19 protein-coding genes and 1 tRNA gene are annotated in these 22,619 nt (G+C 34.4%); 13 read left to right on the top strand and 7 right to left on the bottom strand.

Annotated features, from left to right (window positions below; all coding sequences use genetic code 11):
- Positions 1–68: 68 nt before the first annotated feature.
- A complete protein-coding gene (locus tag L1275_RS04580; protein ID WP_253470280.1) occupies positions 69–2,198 on the bottom strand; it encodes a Tex family protein in 2,130 nt (709 codons plus the stop codon).
- 262 nt (positions 2,199–2,460) lie between these two features.
- Here L1275_RS04580 and L1275_RS04575 point away from each other — a divergent pair, with 262 nt between their 5' ends.
- On the top strand, positions 2,461–2,724 hold the full coding sequence (locus tag L1275_RS04575; protein WP_253470279.1) for a DUF1294 domain-containing protein: 264 nt from the start codon (positions 2,461–2,463) through the stop codon (positions 2,722–2,724).
- 90 nt (positions 2,725–2,814) lie between these two features.
- Here the strand turns inward: L1275_RS04575 and rpiB are convergent, their stop codons facing one another.
- Positions 2,815–3,243, bottom strand: a complete 429-nt coding sequence (rpiB, locus tag L1275_RS04570; RefSeq protein WP_253470278.1) for a ribose 5-phosphate isomerase B — start codon at positions 3,241–3,243, stop codon at positions 2,815–2,817.
- Between the two features lie 504 nt (positions 3,244–3,747).
- Between rpiB and rnr the strand changes: the two genes are divergently transcribed.
- From rnr to L1275_RS04555, 3 genes are all read left to right on the top strand, one after another.
- The gene (rnr, locus tag L1275_RS04565) at positions 3,748–5,928 is read left to right on the top strand and encodes a ribonuclease R (protein ID WP_253470277.1); all 2,181 of its coding nucleotides are present in this window, start codon (positions 3,748–3,750) and stop codon (positions 5,926–5,928) included.
- A 90-nt stretch (positions 5,929–6,018) separates the two neighbouring features.
- Positions 6,019–6,690 (top strand): head GIN domain-containing protein, encoded by a 672-nt coding sequence (locus L1275_RS04560; RefSeq protein WP_253470276.1) that lies wholly within the window; start codon positions 6,019–6,021, stop codon positions 6,688–6,690.
- A gap of 87 nt (positions 6,691–6,777) precedes the next feature.
- Positions 6,778–7,455, top strand: coding sequence for a LysE family translocator (locus tag L1275_RS04555; RefSeq protein WP_253470275.1), 678 nt, complete (start codon positions 6,778–6,780; stop codon positions 7,453–7,455).
- A gap of 32 nt (positions 7,456–7,487) precedes the next feature.
- Here L1275_RS04555 and L1275_RS04550 read toward each other — a convergent pair.
- Both L1275_RS04550 and folB read right to left on the bottom strand, forming a co-directional pair.
- Positions 7,488–7,558, bottom strand: a tRNA-Cys gene (locus tag L1275_RS04550).
- 83 nt (positions 7,559–7,641) lie between these two features.
- A complete protein-coding gene (gene folB / locus L1275_RS04545) occupies positions 7,642–8,001 on the bottom strand; it encodes a dihydroneopterin aldolase (RefSeq protein WP_253470274.1) in 360 nt (119 codons plus the stop codon).
- A gap of 139 nt (positions 8,002–8,140) precedes the next feature.
- Between folB and L1275_RS04540 the strand changes: the two genes are divergently transcribed.
- From L1275_RS04540 to L1275_RS04525, 4 genes are all read left to right on the top strand, one after another.
- Positions 8,141–9,823 (top strand): glutamine--tRNA ligase/YqeY domain fusion protein, encoded by a 1,683-nt coding sequence (locus tag L1275_RS04540; RefSeq protein WP_253470273.1) that lies wholly within the window; start codon positions 8,141–8,143, stop codon positions 9,821–9,823.
- 139 nt (positions 9,824–9,962) lie between these two features.
- Positions 9,963–10,298 carry a YtxH domain-containing protein gene (locus L1275_RS04535; protein WP_253470272.1) on the top strand — a complete coding sequence of 112 codons (336 nt, stop codon included), beginning with the start codon at positions 9,963–9,965 and terminating at the stop codon, positions 10,296–10,298.
- Between the two features lie 11 nt (positions 10,299–10,309).
- On the top strand, positions 10,310–10,660 hold the full coding sequence (locus L1275_RS04530) for a competence protein (RefSeq protein WP_253470271.1): 351 nt from the start codon (positions 10,310–10,312) through the stop codon (positions 10,658–10,660).
- 9 nt (positions 10,661–10,669) lie between these two features.
- Complete coding sequence (locus L1275_RS04525) at positions 10,670–10,912, top strand: DUF6327 family protein (RefSeq protein ID WP_253470270.1); 243 nt, start codon at positions 10,670–10,672, stop codon at positions 10,910–10,912.
- Positions 10,913–11,010: 98 nt separating this feature from the next.
- Here the strand turns inward: L1275_RS04525 and L1275_RS04520 are convergent, their stop codons facing one another.
- From L1275_RS04520 to gltX, 3 genes are all read right to left on the bottom strand, one after another.
- Positions 11,011–11,946, bottom strand: a complete 936-nt coding sequence (locus tag L1275_RS04520) for an SPFH domain-containing protein (protein WP_253470269.1) — start codon at positions 11,944–11,946, stop codon at positions 11,011–11,013.
- 73 nt (positions 11,947–12,019) lie between these two features.
- On the bottom strand, positions 12,020–12,757 hold the full coding sequence (locus L1275_RS04515) for a hypothetical protein (RefSeq protein WP_253470268.1): 738 nt from the start codon (positions 12,755–12,757) through the stop codon (positions 12,020–12,022).
- 60 nt (positions 12,758–12,817) lie between these two features.
- Entirely contained in the window at positions 12,818–14,329 is a 1,512-nt protein-coding gene (gene gltX / locus L1275_RS04510; protein ID WP_253470267.1) for a glutamate--tRNA ligase, read from the bottom strand.
- 1,245 nt (positions 14,330–15,574) lie between these two features.
- Here gltX and ybeY point away from each other — a divergent pair.
- The 5 genes from ybeY (at position 15,575) to L1275_RS04485 (ending at position 22,586) form a co-directional block, all read left to right on the top strand.
- Positions 15,575–15,994: an rRNA maturation RNase YbeY gene (gene ybeY / locus L1275_RS04505; RefSeq protein ID WP_253470266.1), complete on the top strand. Its 420-nt coding sequence runs from the start codon at positions 15,575–15,577 to the stop codon at positions 15,992–15,994.
- Positions 15,995–16,037: 43 nt separating this feature from the next.
- Complete coding sequence (mnmG, locus tag L1275_RS04500) at positions 16,038–17,915, top strand: tRNA uridine-5-carboxymethylaminomethyl(34) synthesis enzyme MnmG (protein WP_253470265.1); 1,878 nt, start codon at positions 16,038–16,040, stop codon at positions 17,913–17,915.
- 80 nt (positions 17,916–17,995) lie between these two features.
- Positions 17,996–18,844, top strand: coding sequence for a class I SAM-dependent methyltransferase (locus tag L1275_RS04495; protein WP_253470263.1), 849 nt, complete (start codon positions 17,996–17,998; stop codon positions 18,842–18,844).
- Between the two features lie 790 nt (positions 18,845–19,634).
- Positions 19,635–20,222: an OmpH family outer membrane protein gene (locus L1275_RS04490; RefSeq protein WP_253470261.1), complete on the top strand. Its 588-nt coding sequence runs from the start codon at positions 19,635–19,637 to the stop codon at positions 20,220–20,222.
- 90 nt (positions 20,223–20,312) lie between these two features.
- The gene (locus L1275_RS04485; protein ID WP_253470259.1) at positions 20,313–22,586 is read left to right on the top strand and encodes a helix-turn-helix domain-containing protein; all 2,274 of its coding nucleotides are present in this window, start codon (positions 20,313–20,315) and stop codon (positions 22,584–22,586) included.
- The last annotated feature ends 33 nt before the right edge of the window (positions 22,587–22,619 follow it).

The following is a 22,619-nucleotide window of genomic DNA, read 5'->3' as shown; positions in this document are numbered from 1 at the left end:
TTTTGGGGAATTGGGGAATTCCCAATAAAATTCTGCCAAAAGTGTGGAATTTTACAGCATAAATTGGTTTATCCCTCCAAAATCATCGACAGTTGAATCCGTTTTTTCAACACATCAATCTCGACCACTCGCACTTCAACATGCTGATGGAGTTTAACTACTTCATTGACATCGGAAACAAAACCAGCCTTTAATTGTGATATATGAACCAAACCACTTTCTTTAATTCCCAGATCGACGAAACAACCAAAATTGGTAATATTGTTGACAATACCCGGAACAATTTTACCAACGCTTAAATCGTTTATAGAAAAAACCGTTGGATCAAATTCAAAAACCTTGGCGGCCTTACGAGGATCCAGACCCGGTTTTTCCAATTCTTTTAAAATATCTTCCAACGAAAATTTCCCGATTGTATCCGTAATATAGTTGTCCAAATTTATCTTTTGAATAGCGGTCTTATTGGAGATCAATTCTTGCACTGAAATACCCAAATCCTTTGCCATACGTTCTACTAGTTTATAGGATTCAGGATGTACAGCCGAATTGTCTAAAGGATTTTTCGCCTGTTGAATACGTACAAAAGCAACGGCTTGTTGATAGGCTTTTTCACCGAAACGGGGCACCTTTTTAAGTTGTTTTCTATCGGTAAATGCTCCATTTTCAGCACGATAACTAACGATATTCTCGGCTAATTTCTCACCGATTCCCGACACGTAACTCAAAAGGGATTTACTAGCTGTATTCAAATTAATTCCAACTGAATTTACACAACGCATTACCACGGTGTCTAATTCCGTCTTGAGCAAAGTCTGATCTACATCGTGTTGATACTGTCCGACACCAATCGATTTGGGATCAATTTTAACCAATTCTGCCAACGGATCCGACAAGCGTCTACCGATCGAAACAGCTCCACGAACCGTAACATCATAATTGGAAAACTCCTCTCTAGCAATTTTAGAAGCAGAGTAAACCGATGCACCGGCTTCGCTGACAATAAATACTTGTACGGGTTTGTCAAAAGCTATTTTTTTAATAAAAAATTCCGTCTCTCGAGATGCCGTTCCATTACCAATAGAAATGGCCTCAATTTTATAGGAATTAACCATCGATCTGATCTTTTTCATTCCCATAGCCGCATCTTTTTGTGGGGGATGAGGAAAAATGGTCTCGTTGTACAAGAGATTGCCATTTTCATCCAAACACACAACTTTACAACCCGATTTATAACCGGGATCTATAGCCAAGATTCTTTTTTCTCCTAATGGAGGTGCTAACAGTAATTGAGATAAATTGTCCGCAAAAACACCGATCGAATTGAGATCCGCTTTGAGTTTTGCCTCTTGTAGTACTTCATTGGATAAAGCGGGTTCCAATAATCTTTTATAACTATCTGCAACCGCTTTCTTTAAATGCTCAGTACTCTCCGTATTATGTTTGATCAGATGATGCTCCATCATCGAGATCAATTCTTCCTTATCTACCTGTACATTTAATTTGATAAACCCTTCATTTACAGCTCTACATATCGCTAAAAGACGATGGGAAGGTATTTTATATAAGGGCTCTGACCATTCGAAATATTGTTCGAATTTTTGTGCCTTTTCCTCGTCTTTCTGTGACTTTATCACTTTGGTATCTAAAGTCGATTTGGTTTGAAATTGCCTTCTTAGACTCTTTCGTATATACATATTCTCATTGATCCATTCTGCAATAATATCTCGAGCACCTTGAAAAGCCTCTTCCGAAGTCGTGATCTTTCCATTGATAAAACGCGTTGCTACAACAGCTAGATCGTTAGCATTCTGAGCCATGATTTGCTTGGCCAAAGGTTCTAAGCCCTGCTCACGAGCAACATCTGCTCTTGTTTTTCGCTTCTTTTTATACGGCAAATACAAATCTTCTAAATCTATCAAATCAAAACTTGCCTTGATTTTTTTAGACAGTTCCTCTGTCAAAGCACCTTGAGCTTCAATTGTACTTAATATCGACTCCTTTCTCTTTACAATTTGGAGATACAATTCATGGTATTTTGCAATTTTTTCAATATACACTTCATCCAGATTCCCCGTTTGATCCTTACGGTATCTAGCGATAAATGGAATAGTACAATCTTCTCCTAATAGAGAAAGCGTATTTTGAATATTTTTAGGGGTCGTATCAACAGCCTGTTGTATAAATTCAAGAGCAGTCATAAGTATTATGCTAAATTAGAAAGGCTAAAATACTACCTTTGACGCAATATTGAAACCCTTATTACATCGGATTGACGCCTTTTTTAAGTCACTTCATTCAAGGACATGTCCTTGAATTATAGAAATTCCAAACTAATTTCGGCTCCTAATCTTTTTGTTGTTAATTTTACCGATCAAGAAATTTTAGATTAAAAAAGACAATTGCTGAGTAATTTTCATATACTGTAACGCACAGCGTGCTACTGTAGACCCATATTATCCCATGAAATATTTATTTTTTTACCTTTTAGTGGTCAATTATCTCGCTTTCGCTTTATTTGCTTATGACAAAGAGAAAGCTCAGAAAAAGGGTAGGAGAGTGCCCGAAAAAAACTTGTTGATGTTGTGTTTTATTGGCGGTTCTTTCGGTGGGTGGGTTGCGATGAATAAATTGAGACATAAGACATCCAAATCCTCTTTTAAAATGCAATTTTACGCGATTATTATCGTGCAACTGCTGTTGTTGGTCTTTGTATTCAGAAGATAAAAAAAGCCATCAAATAGACGGCTGTTTCTGGTATACCAATGAATTAGAAGGTTTTTAAAAGCCTAAATTCATCGTTGAAAATATCTTTATCTAACAACTTATTTTATCTACTCTAGTAGCATGTCTACCCCCTTCAAAAGCGGTTTCTAAAAAGGTTTTTACCATTTCTACGGCCTGTTCTATAGAAGTAAAACGCGCTGGAATACTAATAATATTGGCGTTGTTATGCTGACGCGATAGAGAAGCTATCTCTTTTGTCCAACACAACGCACAACGCACACCCTGATGTTTGTTTGCTGTCATTGCAATACCGTTACCGCTTCCACAAATCAAAATTCCGAAATCCGCTTTTTTCAATTCAACATCTGCGGCTACTTGATGACCAAAGTCTGGATAATCCACAGAGGCAAAATCATCGGTTCCATAATTGGTTACCTCATGACCTTGATCTTCTAAAAATTGAACGATCGCCTTTTTATATGCTGGACCTGCATGGTCGTTACCAATGGATAGTTTCATAATTTGCTTTTATCGGTTATTACTTGACAAAGGTATGACAAAGTATGAAAAATAAAAAAACAGCCCGAACTAAGTTTAGGATTTTTAAACTGTTTCCTACAAATATTTACCGATACTCACTGCACGGACAACCCAAAAATATGAATTTGTCAAACAACAACCCCAATGCGGATTCGCTATTAGATAAATCCAGTTTCTTTTAGCCAAGGCTTATCCAAAAAAGGCTTTATTTATATTTTTACCAGAAAAGTATTATATTTGTACTATAATTTACTTCATAAATAATTGTAATAGTTTCTAATTACATGGACTTGATATCTTAACCTTCTGATTAAAAAAGTCTTAAATTAATCCTTCACCAACAAAGAAATAATTATAAACGTTATATTTTATTTAATTTTTTAAAATACAAAATCTCTTCTCCTACTATTTTGTACATTTAAACCAGTTAAGTGAAATTTCGTTAAAAAATAGTTTAGAACTTAATCTAAAAACAAGATTATAATGCGTAAAAAAATAAATCAAAAAAAAAATAAACTTCAAGATTTTTCAGCAAAAATCCTGAAACTACTATCTAATAATTCTTCCAAGACCTATAATTACAAACAAATAGCAGCATCAATGGATATCATTGATACTCAAGGAAGAAATGATATAATCAAAGAATTAAAATATCTTTTATCCAAAGAAAAAATCAAAGAAATAGAACCGGGTAAATTTCAAATCATTCCTACGATGGATTACTTCGAAGGAACTATTGACATGACCAGTAGAAAGACGGCTTATTTCGTATGCAGTGAATTGGAAGAAGACGTTTTTATTCCAACCAACAACTTGAATAAAGCTTTAGACAAAGACTTAGTAAAAGTTTATATCTACAACAAACGTAAAGGTAAAAAACCGGAGGGTGAGGTTGTCGAAATTATTAAAAGGCATAAAACGGAATTTGTTGGAGTTATCGAGATTCAAAAGAATTTTGCTTTCGTTACAAGTGCCAATGCCAAAATGTATACCGATATTTTTATTTCAAAAGACAAAATCGGAAATGCTAAAGACGGCGATGTCGTTTTAGTAAATATTGAAGATTGGCCAGATCGAGCCGACAGTCCATTTGGTCGTATACTTAAAGTTTTGGGTAAACAAGGCGAACACAATACGGAAATGCATGCTATATTGGCCGAATACGGTTTACCGAATGATTTCCCCGTTGAAGTAGAAGCTTTTGCGCAAAAAATAGATACGAGTATACAGCAAAGTGAAATTGACAAACGTCGCGATATGCGCGATGTATTGACCTTTACTATAGATCCAAAGGATGCCAAGGATTTTGATGATGCCCTTTCGTTTAGACAACTCGAAAACGGTCGTTACGAAATAGGTGTTCACATAGCCGACGTTTCCCATTATGTTCAAGAGGGAACCATTTTAGATGCGGAAGCCTATCAAAGAGCTACCTCGGTATATTTGGTAGATCGAGTAGTACCGATGCTGCCCGAAGTCTTATCTAACTTTGCGTGTTCCTTAAGACCAAACGAAGAAAAATATACGTTTTCAGCTGTTTTTCAATTAAATGAAAAAGCAGAGATCGTCGATCAGTGGTTTGGAAGAACCGTAACCTATTCCGATAAGAGAATGGCTTATGAAGAGGCCCAACAAATCATCGAAACCGGCAAAGGATTTATTCCAGAAAACATTTCAATAAGTGGTGTTGTACAAGAAATTGAGCAACCTATAGTTGATGGAGTACTTAAAATGAATGAATTAGCTAAAATCATGCGTCAAAAGAGAATGAGCGATGGTGCCATTTCATTTGACAAAGTAGAGGTGAAGTTTCACTTAAACGAAAACGACGAACCGGTTGGAGTGTATTTTAAAGTTTCCAAAGATGCCAACCACTTGATTGAAGAATTTATGTTGTTGGCCAATAAAAAAGTATCTGAATACGTCGGTAAACAGAAAAAAACCTTTGTATACCGTATACACGATGAGCCCGATCAAGACAAATTATTTAACCTTCAAGGTATCATTTCAAAATTTGGCTATTCGATTAACTTTAAATCCAAAGCCTCCATTTCGAGTTCCTTAAATACGTTACTTTCACAAGTACAAGGTAAAAAAGAGCAAAATTTGGTAGATACCTTAACCATCAGAAGTATGAGTAAAGCCAGTTATTCCACGGAAAATATTGGACATTACGGATTGGCTTTTGAATATTACTCGCATTTTACATCGCCAATACGTCGATATCCAGATATAATGGCCCATCGTTTGCTACAGCATTATTTGGATCAAGGTGCATCGGTTAATGAAGAGGAGATGGAAGTTAAATGTTTGCACTGTTCACAGATGGAGAGTTTAGCAGCCAATGCAGAAAGAGACAGTGTGAAATACATGCAAGTCAAATTTATGCAAGATCAAAAAGGCAAAGAATTTGTCGGTGTTATTTCCGGTGTTACCGAGTGGGGGATCTACGTTGAACTCGTGGATAACAAATGTGAAGGAATGGTTCGAATTCGCGAAATTAAGGATGACTATTACATCTTCGACGACAAACAATACGCTTTGGTAGGACAGTCGACAAACAACGTGATTCAGTTAGGAGATGAAGTGATTGTAACGGTTAAAAACGCCGATTTGATTAAAAAACAATTGGATTTCAACTATATAAGAAAAAACCAACAATAGCCTTATAAAGGAGTTATCACCGGGTTTTAAACTATGAATTCCCTTTAATAACTCCCTATTATTAAACTATAAAAGCAACAAATAGAAACTATGCGAAAAATAATTTTAGTGACCTTTATTTTGGTGGCTCAATTGGGAATAGCTCAAACGATCAAACAAGTTGGTGAGTTTACTTCTCTAAAAGTGTTTGATAAAATCAATGCCACTTTAGTTCCTTCGGACGAATACAAAGTAGAACTGAGTGGAACTGATGCTGGTAATGTCGAGATTGTCAACAAAAATGGTAGTCTTCGAATTAAAATGGCTTTGAGTAAAACCTTACAAGGTGACGATGTAAAAGCCATCGTATACTATAAAAACCTTGATGCAATTGAAGTAAATGAAGGAGCTAGTGTCAAATCAGACGCGACCTTAGATGATGTGTCTTTAACTATAAATGTTAAAACGGGTGGAAAGATCCACCTAAAGGTCCAGGTGGAACGATTGAATGTCAAAGCCAACACTGGGGGTATAACAACGATCAAGGGTAAAGCTAAAATGCAAGATATCATTGCAAATTCAGGAGCTATGGTCTATCACAAAGACTTGGAATCAGAACAAACTGATGTAACGGTAAATGCAGGAGGAGAAGCAGAAGTACGAGCAACAAAGTTAGTAGATGCTAAAACAAGGGCAGGAGGTAAAATTACCGTCTATGGGGAACCAAAAACGCTGAACGAAAAAATAATTGCGGGGGGAACCATCAAAAAAGTAAAAAAATAAAGCTATTATATTGGCTTATTATTTTTTAACTTGCAAAACATTTCAATAAATGCCAATTCTTTCTATTGGCATTTTTATTTTACTACAATGATTGACAACTTATTAACAGGAATTTCGTTAGGATTTTTTCTGAGTTTTATGATTGGGCCTGTTTTTTTTATTTTAATTGAAACAAGTATCACCAAAGGCTTTCGCGCTGCGATGTCGTTTGATTTTGGAGTAATTTTAGCTGATATTGTATTCATTGCTATCGCGTATTTCAGTAGTTTTAGACTGATTAACAGCATTAAAGACGAACCGGCATTATACCTTTTTGGAGGTGTAATCATGATTACCTATGGGGTCATTTCATTCCTTAAACTCAAAAAAACATCTATAGAAGTCATAAAATTAGAATCCCTTAAAATAAAAAGAGACTATTTTAATCTCTTTGTCAAAGGTTTTCTATTGAATTTTATCAATGTCGGGGTACTGGGATTTTGGTTGGCAATCATCATCACCTTAGGTCCTGAAATGGAAATGGAACCCAATCGGATGTTGTTCTTTTTTAGTTGTGTAATCGTAGCTTATTTTATTACCGACTTATTTAAAATATTACTAGCCAAACAACTGCGAAAAAAACTGATCCCGGAAAACATCTTAAAAATTAAAAAGGTCAGTAGTATATTGTTGATTGTTTTTGGATTGGTGATTATGTCTAGGGGAGTATTCCCTAAGGAAGAAAAGTTACTTGAAAACAGTTTTATATTTTCGAATAAAAAATAAAAAAGGAGATCTAATAGATCTCCTTTTTGTTGAGGCATCGAGCGGATTCGAACCGCTGTTGACGGTTTTGCAGACCGCTGCCTAGCCACTCGGCCACGATGCCCTCTGTGTTATGGATGGCAAACTTACTAATAATTTTTGAAAATCAAAGCGATTCAAATCTTCTTTTTGAAAATAAAAAAGACATTACGCTCTAAATTCCTCCATTTCAACCGTTACCATTTCTACATCACCGCCAATCGGAGGGTTTATTTTTGATACACCAACCGTAACGTGGACGATTACCGGAATTTCATGCAATACTCGATTGAGAATTCGTTGACACACATGTTCCAAAAGTTTGGATCGGATATCCATTTCTTCTACCACAATTTTATTCAAATGCACATAATCTACAGCCATAGCCAAATCATCCGATTCTGCTGCTTTTAAAAAATCCGCTTTTGCCGTTAAATCGATACGGTAATCCGAACCGATCTTTCCTTCCTCTTCTAAACATCCGTGAAAAGAAAAAGTTCTAATATTTTTTAATTTGATAAGTCCCATAAAGCGAGTTTAATTAGTAAAAGAAGTTAAAAATACAACATTTTTAGTCTTATTGGGCGTTTCAAAAGCAAATAAAAAATCAAACCATTAAAGGGAATGTCTAACTTTTTGATACCTTTGCTTATATAATAATATATCTATGTCAACAAAAGAAAAATCATTGAATTTTATTGAACAAATCATTGAAGAAGATTTAAAAAATGGTTTGCCAAATGATAAATTACATTTTCGTTTTCCACCAGAGCCCAATGGATATCTTCACATTGGACATGCGAGTTCGATTTGTTTAAATTTTGGTTTAGGTATAGATTACAACGCACCGGTAAACTTGCGTTTTGACGATACCAATCCAGCAAAAGAAGAACAAGAATTTGTAGATGCCATCAAAAATGATGTGGAATGGTTGGGTTATAAATGGAGCGAAGAAGTATATGCCTCAGATTATTTTCAGCAATTATATGATTGGGCGGTAGCCTTGATCAAAAATGGCAAAGCCTATGTAGACAATCAGTCTTCCGAAGAAATGGCTAAGCAAAAAGGAACTCCAACCCAACCCGGTGTTGAAGGACCAAATAGAAATAGAAGTGTCGAAGAGAATCTCGATTTGTTTGAGCGTATGAAAAATGGCGAATTCGAAGAGGGTTCCCATATCTTACGAGCAAAAATTGACATGACCTCTTCCAATATGTTGATGCGTGATCCTATTATTTATAGAATCATCAAGAAATCACATCATAGAACAGGGACGGATTGGTGTATCTTTCCAATGTATGACTGGGCACATGGAGAAAGCGATTATATCGAACAAATCTCTCACTCTTTCTGTACTTTAGAATTCTTACCTCACCGCGAATTATACGATTGGTTTTTAGATCAAATTGTAGATCCTACTAAAATTAGACCTAAACAACGCGAATTTGCACGTCGAAATTTGTCACATACTGTAGTTAGTAAGCGAAAATTATTGCAATTGGTTCAGGATGGACACGTAACGGCATGGGATGATCCAAGAATGTCTACGATTTCTGGAATGAGAAGAAGAGGGTATACTCCAACTGCGATTCGCAATTTTGCCAATACCATAGGAATAGCCAAACGCGATAACCTTATTGATGTCTCTTTATTGGAATTCTGCGTAAGGGAAGACCTCAATAAAATCACGCCAAGAGTAATGGCTGTGTTAGATCCGGTTAAACTGATTATTACCAATTATCCGGAAAATGAAGTAGAATGGTTGGAAGCTGAAAACAATCCGGAAGAAGAAGTCATGACTTTTAGAAAAGTGCCGTTCTCCAGAGAACTGTATATCGAAAGAGACGACTTTATGGAAAATGCCAACAGCAAATATTTCCGTCTGACCTTAGGCAAAGAAGTTCGTTTAAAGAATGGCTATATCATACAAGGCGAAAGCGTGGTCAAAGATGAGAATGGTAACATTCTTGAAATTCACGCCACTTATGACCCGGAAACGCGTAGCGGAAGTGGAAGTGAAGCTAGTAAACGCAAAGTAAAAGGTACGATTCATTGGGTTTCTGTTCCTCATGCCATTGAAGCGGAAATCAGAATTTACGATCGTTTATTTACCCATGAAAACCCCGATGGTAATAAAGAGGTTGATTTTAAAGACTATATCAATCCAGATTCACTAAATGTAATCAAAGGGTATCTGGAACCGAGTTTGGCAGCAGCTCAAGCTGGTGATAAATTCCAATTTCAACGTTTGGGATATTTCTGTGTAGATCAGGATTCGACTGAAAACCGTTTGGTAATCAATAAAACTGTAGGGCTTCGAGATACTTGGGCAAAATTAGATAGTAAATAAATACAATCGTATTTTAAGTATTTTACCGTTGAATTCGTTCTTTAACCAATATGTTTTGTTTTTTTAACTAGTAGTTAACACTAAAATTGAAAGATTCTGTTTAGATTTATAATATTATTAATCAAAAAAACAAATTGTTATGTCAAATCAATTAGGAAATACATTTATTGCAGTACTAGCTGGTGCCGCAGTTGGAGCTGGATTAGGAATGTTGTTTGCTCCTGAAGAAGGAACAAAAATGAGAAAAAAACTTAAAAAAGGTTTTAGCCAATCTAAAGATGGTTTGTCTGATAAAATTGACGAACTAAAAAAACAAGTAAAAGGTGTAGTTGAAAGAAAAAAACACGATTTCGAAGAGGGTTTTGAAGAATTGGTTTCAACGACAGGAAAAAAATCTGAAGATGTTATCTCGGCTTTAGAGAAAAAACTAGCTGAATTAAAAAAAGAAGCTAGCAAAGCAGCTAACGCTAAATAATAACAATTGATATGGCATTTGACGAAGTAAAAGAAGACATCAGGGATATTAAGAGCAATGCAAAAGCATTTCTTGATAGTAACATTGAATTTTACCAATTGTGGGGATTCAAGGTTATTACTAAGGCTACGAGCTTTATGCTTAAAGTCTTTTTATTGAGCTTATTCTCTATGCTAACCCTTTTGTTTATTTCCATTGCTGCCGCTTTTGCTATTGGTAAGGCGCTTGAAAGTTTTACTCTAGGTTTTTTAATTGTTGGAGGTGTTTATTTACTATTGAGTTTTGTAATTTACTATTACAAAAATGTCATTATTGAAAAACCCTTAATTAGAAAATTCTCAGATATTTTCTTTAACGACTAAACCATACTGATGAAAAAACAATTTAATTCTATAGAAGAGATCAATCACGAATTAAAAATTCTTGATGTACAAAGAGAATTGGAATTCCACCGAGTGGTTCAATCCATTGATGATTTAAAAGACGCGTTCACGCCGATGAAAATCATTAGGAATACCTTTGGCTCCGTAGCTTCTATAGTTTCAAACTCTAATGGAGTGCAAACGTTTCTTCTAACTACCTTGTTAAAATTTATTTTTAAGAGAAAAAGTTAAGATTAAAAATTTACAATCCAACTTAAATACAAAAAACGCCTCGAATATCGAGGCGTTTTTTATGTTTTAAGCGCATTTAAGCTACTTTTGACTTATATCTATAAACTATCTTCAGAGGAATCTTTTTTCTTCTTAGGGGCTCTTTTCATGGCTTCGCCAACTTGATTACTCGCTGTGAAAGATGCCACCATATTATTAAGCATATCACTACCCGCCTGTGGAGAGTTTGGTAATAAGATTAAATTCGAGTTATTATCCGCTCCGATAGCTTGTAAAGTATCGTAATGTTGTGTTACAACAATTAAAGCAGATGCCTCTTGTGAATTGATCCCCACCTTATTCAAAACGTCAACACTCTCTACTAAACCTCTAGCGATTTCTCTACGTTGATCGGCGATACCTTGTCCTTGCAATCGCTTAGATTCCGCTTCGGCCTTAGCTTTAGCTACAATTCTAATTCTACTTGCTTCAGCTTCATATTCCGCAGCTGTTTTTTCACGATCAGCAGCATTAATCCTATTCATCGCATTTTTAACCTGTATATCTGGATCAATATCCGTAATCAATGTATTGATAATATCATAACCGTAGGTAGTCATAGCTTCATTTAATTCTCTCTTCACAGCTACAGCAACATCGTCTTTACGCTCGAATACATCGTCCAACTTCAATTTTGGAACCTCTGCACGAACCACATCAAATACATAAGAAGTAATTTGATCATGCGGATATTCCAATTTATAATAAGCTTCATAAACCTTATCCTGTATCACTTTAAACTGAACCGATACCTTCAACTTAACAAATACATTATCCTTTGTTTTGGTTTCAATAATAACATCCAATTGCTGAATACGAAGGTTAACTTTACCAGCAATTCTATCGATGATTGGTATTTTAAAATGTAAACCGGAATGTCTGATGCTTTTAAACTTCCCAAAACGTTCTACCAAAGCTGACGACTGTTGTTTGACAGTAAAAAAGGAAGTTAAAATAATTACTAAAAGGAAAAATCCTAAAATGGGTAAAAACATAATATAGAGCAGTTATTAAAGATTAATATGTGCAAAGTATAAAAAAAAATCCCGCTTACGCAGGATTTTTTTTTTATTTAACTAATTTTAAGTCGGCTTTCATTCCTTTTATTATTAAAGGTGAAAGTTCCGGCATCAAGAGATCAACCAATGCTTTATACTTATAAACATCGATTTCGATGATCATGCTATTTGACGTAATCTCTGTTACATTTGCTTCAATTTCAATTCCCATGATTGGAATTACAATGACATTACCATTTTCCTTCCATGCTTGTGTCTGTTTAGTAACTTCACAAGTTTCACTATGTGAGGTATAAATTCCTTGATACGAAGCCAATAATTCAACCATATCCTTATCGCATTTCGCTTGGTGTGGGTATGCTAAAACGCCTCCAGGAACAGGAACACCATTAAAATTTACGGTGATGTCTTGTGGAGTCCATTTTCCCAAAAACTTACTGCTTGATCCTGGCTCTGGCTCTGTTATTACATTCTCAGTAACCGATATCGAAACGGTATTACTATTGTTGGAATTCGCTTTTTTCGCAACCACCCGATAAACACCAACAGTTCTAAAAGTATGTTCATAACCCGATTTGGCATCATTTACATATATATCAGCATCTGTTACCTCCTTACCGTCAACCGTAACGGTAAACTTTACGATTTCACCAGTAACTATCCCCGTATTATCAGCTGTTAACACCAGGTCTTTAATTGAATCCACCGGATTACTATCATCACTACTACTGCATGACACCAGTGATACAAAAGTAAATAGCATAGTGATTAATAAAATTTTCTTCATTTATAATAATTTTTTTATGTTAATACAAGGCTAATATAAAAAAAATAAATTATGAAAAAGTTAATTTTTAGCTATTGCATTGTTTATTCTATAAATAGTTTCGGATTTTCCTAACATTTCAATAATATCAAACAAGTGCGGTCCCTTTAATTCTCCTACCAAACTCAATCGTAATGGCTGCATAACTTTACCCATTCCAATCTCCTGAGCCGTTAACCATTCTTTCACCGTGCTTTCGATATGAGCAGAAGTAAAATCGTCAATTTTATCTAAAACAGCTATAGTTTTTTGCATTAAAGTAGCTGTATCTTCTTTCCAATTTTTTAAAGCTTTAGCATCATAAGTTGTCGGTGCAACAAAAAAGAAATCACTCAACTCATAAAAATCACTAACAAATGTGGCTCTTTCTTTAATCAAACCCACCACTTTCTCAACATACTCATCTGCAGCTGTGATTTGCTTTTCAACCAATACCTTTTGAAATTCTTGCGTCAAACTACTATCGGATTGCAATTTCAAATAATGCTGGTTAAACCATTTATTTTTTTCTGGATCAAATTTAGCTCCTGCTTTATGTACTCTTGATAAATCAAATTTTTCAATCAATTCATCTAGTGAAAAAATTTCTTGATCTGTACCGTCATTCCATCCCAGTAGTGCCAAAAAATTTAAGACGGTTTCAGGATAAAATCCCTTTTCTCTATAACCCGATGATTGTTCACCAGACACAGGATCAGTCCAATTTAATGGAAATACAGGAAATCCAAGCTTATCACCATCTCTCTTAGATAATTTACCGTTACCAACCGGTTTTAAAATCAAGGGCAGATGTGCAAACTTTGGAGCTTGCCATCCGAAGGCCGTATACAACAATTCATGTAGGGGTAGGGAAGGTAACCACTCTTCACCGCGAATCACATGCGATGTTTCCATCAAATGATCATCTACTATATTAGCCAAATGGTAAGTAGGCATACCATCACTTTTAAACAATACTTTATCGTCTAATAAATTGGTTTCAAACTTGATGTCTCCGCGAATCAAATCATTCAAATGCAAAGTCTGATCTGTCGGCGTTTTAAAACGAATAACAAATTCATCACCTGCTTGAATTTTAGCAGCAACTTCCTCAGCGCTTAGACGCAAAGAAGTTTCTAAAATTTCTCTGTTGGTATGATTATATATAAAAGTATTTCCAGCTTCTTCCGTTTCTTTTCTCAACTGATCTAAGGCTGCCGCTGTATCAAAAGCATAATATGCCCATCCGCTTTGAATCAATTGATCCGCATACTCTTTATATAAGGCCTTTCTTTCACTCTGTCTATAAGGTCCAAATTTTTCATTTTTTCCAATAGTTTCATCTGGTGAAATTCCCAACCATTCTAGTGCTTCTAAAATATAAGCTTCAGCACCTGGAACAAATCTATTTTGATCGGTGTCTTCGATTCGAAGATAAAAGGTACCCTTATTTTTTTTTGCAAATAAATAATTAAATAAAGCGGTTCTTACACCTCCTATATGTAAAGGTCCTGTAGGACTTGGTGCAAAACGCACTCGTACATTATTTGACATGGTCTTGATAATTTTTTACAAATATACGATTAACAATCTTGGCAGTAAATGGATTTTTTAATTTTCAATTTTCCTTCCTCTTAAAAGGTAACTTAAAGGCTATTTGACTTTTAAAAAATATAAAACACTATAAATCAATACTATACATCACTTATAAAAAGCTCAAAAAACCAATGTTAATTCAAATCACTAAGAGCTTAACCCTCAGTTAATTATATGTTAACATTAAATGTTGATAAGTTTGGATAGAATTCAACAAGGTTTTTTTGTTTATTCAGAAAAAAAACCTAATCCAAATCGTGATTTAGAATTCCAAATTTAGTTTCTAAAATTTGTTGTTTTGTTATGAGTTCTAAAATGGAAGTTATCAACAGTTATCAACAACAATACTTATTAAAATTTCACTATTAAAAATAATATATGTAATTGTTGATAACTACAACACTTCACTTAAAACCAACGAGATACTTTTTTAAATAATGTGTATAAGTAATGACAAGTCAGTAACGACTACTTTCATCAAAAAGTTATTGTAGCTATTAACACACAATAAGAAGAAGAAATAAATTTAAATTTTAAAAAATATTTTTTTTCTATTATATATAGATGTTGATAACAATTATAAAACAGAAATTAAAATAAATCTTCACAGTGGTTAAAACGAATGTTTGAATGAAAAATTAGATCTTCGAATCAATTTTAATTTTGAAAATTATTATGCTTATTCAAAGTTCGCAATAATAAATTAGCTGGGATACTATAGGTTGGTAATACTTGTTAGAACGGTTTACTTGTAAAAAGTGTAGGTTGTTAGAAAGATTTTTGATTGAATGGATCCTTTATGGCTGTGTATCTTTAAGGCAATACTTAACTGAAAGATAGGCTTGGTAGGTAGTGGTAAATAAAAACGTTAGGATAGCAGTACTGCATGCAACAGTTGTAATTTGTAATCTAATTTAAGTTATCAACCTTAAGTTTGTTGAAAACCTTTACTGGTGTTGGTAAATATTTTTAGGTGTAGCTAATCTTTTGCGTTATAATCTACTTGTGAAAGCAATTGAACCTCTATTTTTTTATATTTTGAGCTGTAAACGGTATTTAGTTGAGTTATATATGTTTAAAATACTGATTATTAATATATTAGATAGTTTTTAATTTAAGTTTTTTTTTTATTTTTGGTTTCCTTTAATTTTATTTTTCATCGTAACTTTGTCGGCTTTACGTTTACTATTTAACTCCCTGTGTATGATTACTTTTAATTATGAGTGTGAATTCAAATTGGATGATGAGATTGTTTATTCCTCTTGGATAGAGCAGTTGGTTTTATCTGAAGGTTTAGTTGTCGGTGATATCAATTATATTTTTTGTGACGATGCTTATTTGCATCAGATCAATGTGACGTATTTGGATCACGATACGTTGACAGATATCATTAGTTTTGATTATTGTTCGGGTGATGTTGTATCGGGAGATATGTTTATTTCTATAGAGCGTGTTCGGGATAATGCATCGGATTACGAGGTATTATTTTTAGATGAGTTGCGTCGTGTGATGGCACATGGTGTTTTACATTATTGCGGTTATAAAGACAAGACGGAGAGTGATGAAATAATTATGCGTCAAAAGGAAAATGAAAAAATGTCGATGTTCCACGTGGAACAATAGACCACTTTTTTTAAATTATTAATTAAATGTTCCACGTGAAACAATGAGTTTATTTGAAGATATATATGATGTAATCGTAGTAGGTGGAGGACACGCCGGTTCGGAAGCAGCAGCAGCGGCAGCGAACATGGGATCCAAAACTTTGTTGGTTACGATGAGTTTACAAAACATTGCACAAATGTCTTGTAATCCTGCAATGGGAGGAATTGCAAAAGGTCAGATTGTTCGTGAAATTGATGCGTTAGGTGGTTATTCAGGAATTGTTTCTGATCAAACTGCGATTCAATTTAAGATGTTGAATAAATCAAAAGGTCCGGCAATGTGGTCGCCACGCGTTCAAAGTGATCGTATGCGATTTGCTGAAACCTGGAGATTGATGTTGGAGGGAACGGAGAATTTAGATTTTTATCAGGAAATGATTTCTGGTATTATCGTAGAAAATCACAAGATCGTCGGTGTGAAAACTTCTTTGGGAATTGTGATTAAAGCAAAATCTGTAGTACTGACCAACGGTACTTTTTTAAATGGTTTGATTCATATTGGAGAAAAACAATTTGGAGGAGGTAGAGCTGGTGAGAGTGCTTCATTTGGAATAACAGAAGATTTGGTAAAAATGGGATTCACTTCTGGTAGAATGAAAACGGGAACCCCGCCACGTGTTGACGGACGTTCACTTGATTTTTCTAGAATGGAACCGCAACCGGGAGATGTTAATCCAGCAAAATTTTCTTACTTGGATATAACAAAACCTTTGGTAGAACAACGCGATTGTCACATGACCTATACTTCGCCAGAAGTACATGATTTGTTGCGTGAAGGTTTTGATCGTTCACCGATGTTTAACGGGCGTATCAAAAGTTTGGGTCCTAGATATTGTCCTTCGATAGAAGATAAAATCAATAGATTTGCCGATAAAGATCGTCATCAGATTTTTGTAGAACCTGAAGGATGGAAAACCTGTGAGTATTATATCAACGGTTTTTCGACTTCTTTGCCAGAAGATGTACAGTTTAAAGCTTTGCGTTCGGTAGTTGGTTTTGAGAAAGTGAAGTTTTTTAGACCAGGTTATGCTATCGAATATGATTACTTTCCGCCTACACAATTAAAGCATACGTTAGAAACCAAGTTGGTTGAAGGTTTATATTTCGCTGGACAGATTAATGGAACGACCGGATATGAGGAAGCGGCTTCTCAAGGATTGATGGCTGGTATCAATGCACACTTAAAAGTTAATGAGCGTGAGCCATTTATTTTAAAGAGAAATGAAGCATATATCGGAGTATTGATTGATGATCTAATTACAAAAGGTACAGAGGAACCGTATAGAATGTTTACATCAAGAGCGGAATATCGTACTTTGTTAAGACAAGATAATGCTGATTTTAGATTAACACCGATGTCACATGCATTAGGTTTGGCTTCTGACGAACGTTTAAAAAGAATGCAAATCAAGCAAAATGCATCTGAAGCTTTTGTCGAATTCTTTAAAGAAACCAGTGTAAAGATGGAGGAGGCTAATCCTATACTTTTGGAGAAAGGTTCTGCACCGATGGTTCAAGCGGATAAAATGTTTAAGGTATTCTCACGTCCACAATTGGAATTGGAAGATATGTTGAAGTTTGCTAAGGTGCGGGCTTATGTTGATGAGCACGAGTTAGACCAGGAAATTATCGAACAAGCGGAAATTCAAGTGAAGTATTCCGGCTATATAGAGAAGGAAAAGAATAATGCAGATAAACTGACTCGTTTAGAAGATGTACGTATTCCTGAGAATTTTGATTATGATAAGATCAAGTCTTTGTCTTATGAATCCTGTGAAAAATTAAAGAAGATAAGACCAGTTAGTATTTCACAAGCTTCTAGAATTAGTGGAGTAACTCCTACTGATATATCGATTTTATTAATTCATATGGGGCGTTAATGTTCCACGTGAAACAATATATAATTTTAAAAAGTGTAAAAGGTAATTTTACACTTTTTGAATTTAAAAAAGTTTAGAAAATGAAACAAAAAGATTCTAATATATACCTATCGGTAAAAGATAATTCGGTGTCGAAAGAATCTTTTGACTTGATGATAGAAGAAGAATTTGGTATTTTAAAAACGATTCCGCAACCGAATAAAGCAGATCTTGATCGTTATTACGAGAGTGAAGATTATATTTCGCATACCGATAGTAAACGAAATTGGTTTGAAAAAATATATCATCTGGTCAAAAAGAAAGCGATTAGCGACAAAATAAAACTGATCAGTAGTGATAAAAAAGTTACTGGAAAATTGTTAGACATCGGAGCGGGAACAGGAGATTTTCTTGTGGCAGCTAAAAATAGGGGTTGGGAAACTTTAGGTTTTGAACCCAATTCAAACGCACAAAAAATTCTATTAGAAAAAAAAATTAGTACGATAGATTCTTTAGACGATATTCCAAATCATTCGATAGATGTGATTACCATGTGGCATGTATTAGAACACGTATATGATCTCGAAATTCAAGTGCAGTCCTTATATCGAATTCTAAAAAAGGATGGTATTTTGATTATTGCTGTTCCAAATTATCAGTCTTTCGACGCTCAGTATTACAAAGAATTTTGGGCTGCTTATGATGTACCTCGACATCTTTGGCATTTTTCACAAGAGGCGATGTTGAAGTTAATGGGAAAATATGACTTAAAAATTGTAAAGAAACACCCTATGTATTTTGATAGTTTTTATGTTTCACTGTTATCTGAAAAATATAAAACTGGAAAAATGAATTTTATTCGTGCATTTCTTATTGGATTAAAATCCAATTGGAAAGCAAAAAAAGACTTTCAATATTCTTCGATTATCTATCAGATCGCGAAAAAATAAACAGCTATTGTAAATCATGATACAGTACAAAAACTCGAATTAATACTAATTCGAGTTTTTTTTATTCATCTCTATAAAGTCAACATTGATTTCAAATATGAGATGTGTACGTAAAAAGATGAATTTTCAAGATATTATTTTCCGGCTAAATTTTAAAGGTGAACTATTAGGACGATCGAAAAAAAACTAAATTTTATAACCTCGGTTATTACTGCATATTATTTATTAGAATAGTAAATATGGCATTTAGTTTTTAAAAGAAGTTTTTGATTTTTATATATTATGTTTTCAGATTGCTGTCGTTTATTTATTATAAAAATACTACCACACTTAAGACTGTTGATTCAAAATAGTAATACTTATATAAAATGCAAAGTTTATATATTTTTTATTATCCTTCCAATTTAGGTTTTTAGAGAAAGTAAAAAAATGCATGATAAGGATTCGTTAATCAAAAAGTTTTAAATATTTGGAAAATTACTTTTTTAGATGATCGATGTAGGGTAGTGGCTTGCATCCTACAATTTTTAGCTTTTATAAGTCGATTTTAAAGCCAAAAATCGAAATAAGACTATTGGTTAAATGAATTATGGTTCAAATGTGAATGTATATTCAGAAATTTAGAAAGTAGCTTAAAACGCTTTAAAATAAGCCATTTTTAATAGTAAATTTCTATTTCGAACGCTTTAATCATTGGTATTAGTTATGATGTTTTAGTAGAGAGAAAAATTAATTTAATTAGATAAAAAGTTTTTATTACATTTACCAAGTAAATAAAATTAAAAAAGAAATGAAAAAAAGTATTTTAGTATTGGGCATGGTTGCGACATTACTTTCATGTACCGATAAAGGAACTACTACTACCGTTAGTGAAAACAAAACGGCTTACATCGATACACAAAAATTGATGAAGGAATATGAAGAGACGAAAGATATTGAAGCCAAATATAAAATTAAGTCTGACGAGATGGGAAAAGAACTAGAAGGGGACATTTCTAGATTTCAATCAGACGCACAAAATTTTCAAAGAGATGCACAAGCAAAAGGAATGGCTTGGGCACAACAAAAAGGCGCAGAGTTGCAAAAGAGAGAGCAAGAGTTGACGATGAAACAACAGTCGATGGTTCAAACATTGCAAATGGAAAGCGGAAAAGAAATGGACTCTGTAGTTAAAAAGATCAAGAGTTTTGTACAGGACTACGGTAAGAAAAATGGATATGCTTATATCTATGGTACTGAAGATGCCTCTACTATTTTATACGCTAAAGAAGAATTTGATTTGACTGAAAAGATCGTCAAAGATTTGAATTCAAAATATAAAGGTACGGCTACTGCTTCGGAATCTAAAGAAGAAAAAAAGACCGAAACTAAAAAATAATTTTTATATTTAAAACCTCCAAATATTGGAGGTTTTATTTTTTTAGTACCTTTTTTAGAGGGTAATTTGTAGGCTCAATACCAAGGCAAAATGAAAAGGATATCTGCAGAAGCGAAATATGCATTACAATTTATCAATCAAACCAATCGTTCTATATTTTTAACGGGAAAGGCTGGTACGGGTAAGACTACTTTGCTCAAACAAATCATTGACACTACGCATAAAAATGCTGTTGTAGTTGCACCTACTGGTATTGCAGCTCTAAATGCAGGTGGTGTTACCATACATTCCTTTTTTCATTTACCCTTTGCCGCTTTTATACCCGATTCCAAATCGGTTCCGATATTCTCCGATACGGTTAAATTTGAAAATCAAGTTTCTCTACGTCGACATCTGTTGATGAATAATACTCGAAAAGCACTTTTTCTGAATTTGGAATTGCTGATTATTGACGAAGTCAGTATGGTGCGGGCTGATGTCATGGATGCCATGGACTTTATGCTGCGTAGAATACGGCGTAATGAACAACCTTATGGCGGAGTACAAGTGTTGTTTATTGGCGATTTATTGCAATTACCACCCGTAGTTAAACAAGTTGAATGGGAGATATTAAAACAATACTATCGCGGTAATTTCTTTTTTCATTCTCATGTTATTCAGAAAAATCCACCCCTGTATATTGAACTGGATAAAATATACCGTCAAAGTGATGATCGCTTTATTGACGTTTTAAACAATTTGAGAAACAATCAAGTCACTTCAAAAGATGTTGATCTGCTCAATGAATTTGTACAACCGGAATTCGATTTAAAAAAACATAAAGGATATATTACCCTGACTACGCATAATGCCAAAGCAGATGCTATAAATTCAGAAGCGCTTCAAGAACTGCCTAACAAAATCTATACGTATTACCCGGAATTAGTAGGTGATTTTCCGGAAAAAATATTTCCATTAGAGGCAAAGATGACGCTTAAGGTGGGGTCGCAAATCATTTTTATAAAAAATGATCTGTCTTTTGAAAAGAATTTTTTTAATGGAAAGATGGGGATTATTCAATCACTATCACCCAATGAAGTATTTGTACATTTTCCCGAAGAAAACAAAACCATAGAGGTCGAAAAATACGAGTGGCAAAATATTAAATATACCGTTGATAGCAATACCAAAGAAATCAAAGAGCAAATTTTAGGAACCTATACGCAGTATCCCATCAAACTCGCTTGGGCAATTACGGTACACAAGAGTCAAGGCTTGACCTTTGACCGCGCTGTATTGGATGTATCACGCGTTTTCTTACCCGGACAAGCATACGTTGCTTTATCGCGTTTACGTTCCTTAGAAGGGCTTATTTTGCTTAATCCAATTCAGATGAATGGATTGCAAAATGACGTTGACGTCATGGAATATGCCAATCAAAAAGCCGATTCCGAACGACTCGAAAAAGAACTTCATACTTCAACGCGATTTTTTATATATAAATATTTGGTCCAGACGTTTTCGTGGTTTGATTTATCGACTCAATGGCGTCAACATTTACAAACCTATATCGCTGAAACAGATCGCAGTAAGAAAAAACAATTTCAAGGTTGGGCGCAAATGCAATCTCAAAATATGGATACCCTTTTGGTACACTCCGAAAAGTTTGTCAATCAGCTGCATCAATTGTTCCACGCTGAACCCTATGATTTTGATTTTGTAAAAGAGCGTTTTGACAAGGCTTATGCATATTTTTTTCCAAAAATGGACCGTCTTGTTTTTGAAATATTATTCACCGTTACCCGCGTGAAGAAGATGAAAAAGATGAAGGCTTTTTACGAAGAGCTTTCCGATTTAGAAAACAGTTATATCAAGGCAATTTTGCAAATGATGAAGGCACAATTATTAATCAAAGCCCTGGAGGAAGGTAAAGAGATTAGTAAAGAAAATTTATCGTCTTTGACCATTGGTGAATACCGTATTAATCATTTAGTAGCTATCGCTGAAATTTTACGCACTGGAAACTTAGATTTGGAAGATGACGAAGAAGAAGATTCGTATTACGAAAAACCCGAGAAACAAAAGAAAAGCAGTAAAAAACAGACCACTGAAATTACCTTAGAAATGTGGAAGGATGCCAATACTATTTCCGAAATAGCGGAAATGCGTAAGTTGACCGAACAGACCATTTATGGGCATATGGCCAAATTGATCGCACAGAAAAGTGTTGAAATCCAAGAGATATTACCCGCATCTCGTATTCAACAATTAAAAGTAATATTGGATAGTAATACAGAATTGAGCCTCTCTGAAATAAAAGAGAAGGTAGGAAATGCCTTTAGCTGGGAAGAGTTGCGATTGTTTAAAGCCTCTATATCCCAATAATACTTAGGTCTCGATAGATGCTCGTATACGGCT

Source organism: Flavobacterium sp. HSC-61S13, assembly GCF_024171535.1.
Lineage (GTDB): Bacteria > Bacteroidota > Bacteroidia > Flavobacteriales > Flavobacteriaceae > Flavobacterium.
This window is presented reverse-complemented; position numbering and strand designations above follow the sequence as displayed.

Coding starts and splice junctions, on each gene's coding strand:
- L1275_RS04580 (WP_253470280.1), bottom strand. CDS start 2,198: ATGACTGCTCTTGAATTTATACAACAGGCTGTTGATACGACCCCTAAA.
- L1275_RS04575 (WP_253470279.1), top strand. CDS start 2,461: ATGAAATATTTATTTTTTTACCTTTTAGTGGTCAATTATCTCGCTTTC.
- rpiB (WP_253470278.1), bottom strand. CDS start 3,243: ATGAAACTATCCATTGGTAACGACCATGCAGGTCCAGCATATAAAAAG.
- rnr (WP_253470277.1), top strand. CDS start 3,748: ATGCGTAAAAAAATAAATCAAAAAAAAAATAAACTTCAAGATTTTTCA.
- L1275_RS04560 (WP_253470276.1), top strand. CDS start 6,019: ATGCGAAAAATAATTTTAGTGACCTTTATTTTGGTGGCTCAATTGGGA.
- L1275_RS04555 (WP_253470275.1), top strand. CDS start 6,778: ATGATTGACAACTTATTAACAGGAATTTCGTTAGGATTTTTTCTGAGT.
- folB (WP_253470274.1), bottom strand. CDS start 8,001: ATGGGACTTATCAAATTAAAAAATATTAGAACTTTTTCTTTTCACGGA.
- L1275_RS04540 (WP_253470273.1), top strand. CDS start 8,141: ATGTCAACAAAAGAAAAATCATTGAATTTTATTGAACAAATCATTGAA.
- L1275_RS04535 (WP_253470272.1), top strand. CDS start 9,963: ATGTCAAATCAATTAGGAAATACATTTATTGCAGTACTAGCTGGTGCC.
- L1275_RS04530 (WP_253470271.1), top strand. CDS start 10,310: ATGGCATTTGACGAAGTAAAAGAAGACATCAGGGATATTAAGAGCAAT.
- L1275_RS04525 (WP_253470270.1), top strand. CDS start 10,670: ATGAAAAAACAATTTAATTCTATAGAAGAGATCAATCACGAATTAAAA.
- L1275_RS04520 (WP_253470269.1), bottom strand. CDS start 11,946: ATGTTTTTACCCATTTTAGGATTTTTCCTTTTAGTAATTATTTTAACT.
- L1275_RS04515 (WP_253470268.1), bottom strand. CDS start 12,757: ATGAAGAAAATTTTATTAATCACTATGCTATTTACTTTTGTATCACTG.
- gltX (WP_253470267.1), bottom strand. CDS start 14,329: ATGTCAAATAATGTACGAGTGCGTTTTGCACCAAGTCCTACAGGACCT.
- ybeY (WP_253470266.1), top strand. CDS start 15,575: ATGATTACTTTTAATTATGAGTGTGAATTCAAATTGGATGATGAGATT.
- mnmG (WP_253470265.1), top strand. CDS start 16,038: ATGAGTTTATTTGAAGATATATATGATGTAATCGTAGTAGGTGGAGGA.
- L1275_RS04495 (WP_253470263.1), top strand. CDS start 17,996: ATGAAACAAAAAGATTCTAATATATACCTATCGGTAAAAGATAATTCG.
- L1275_RS04490 (WP_253470261.1), top strand. CDS start 19,635: ATGAAAAAAAGTATTTTAGTATTGGGCATGGTTGCGACATTACTTTCA.
- L1275_RS04485 (WP_253470259.1), top strand. CDS start 20,313: ATGAAAAGGATATCTGCAGAAGCGAAATATGCATTACAATTTATCAAT.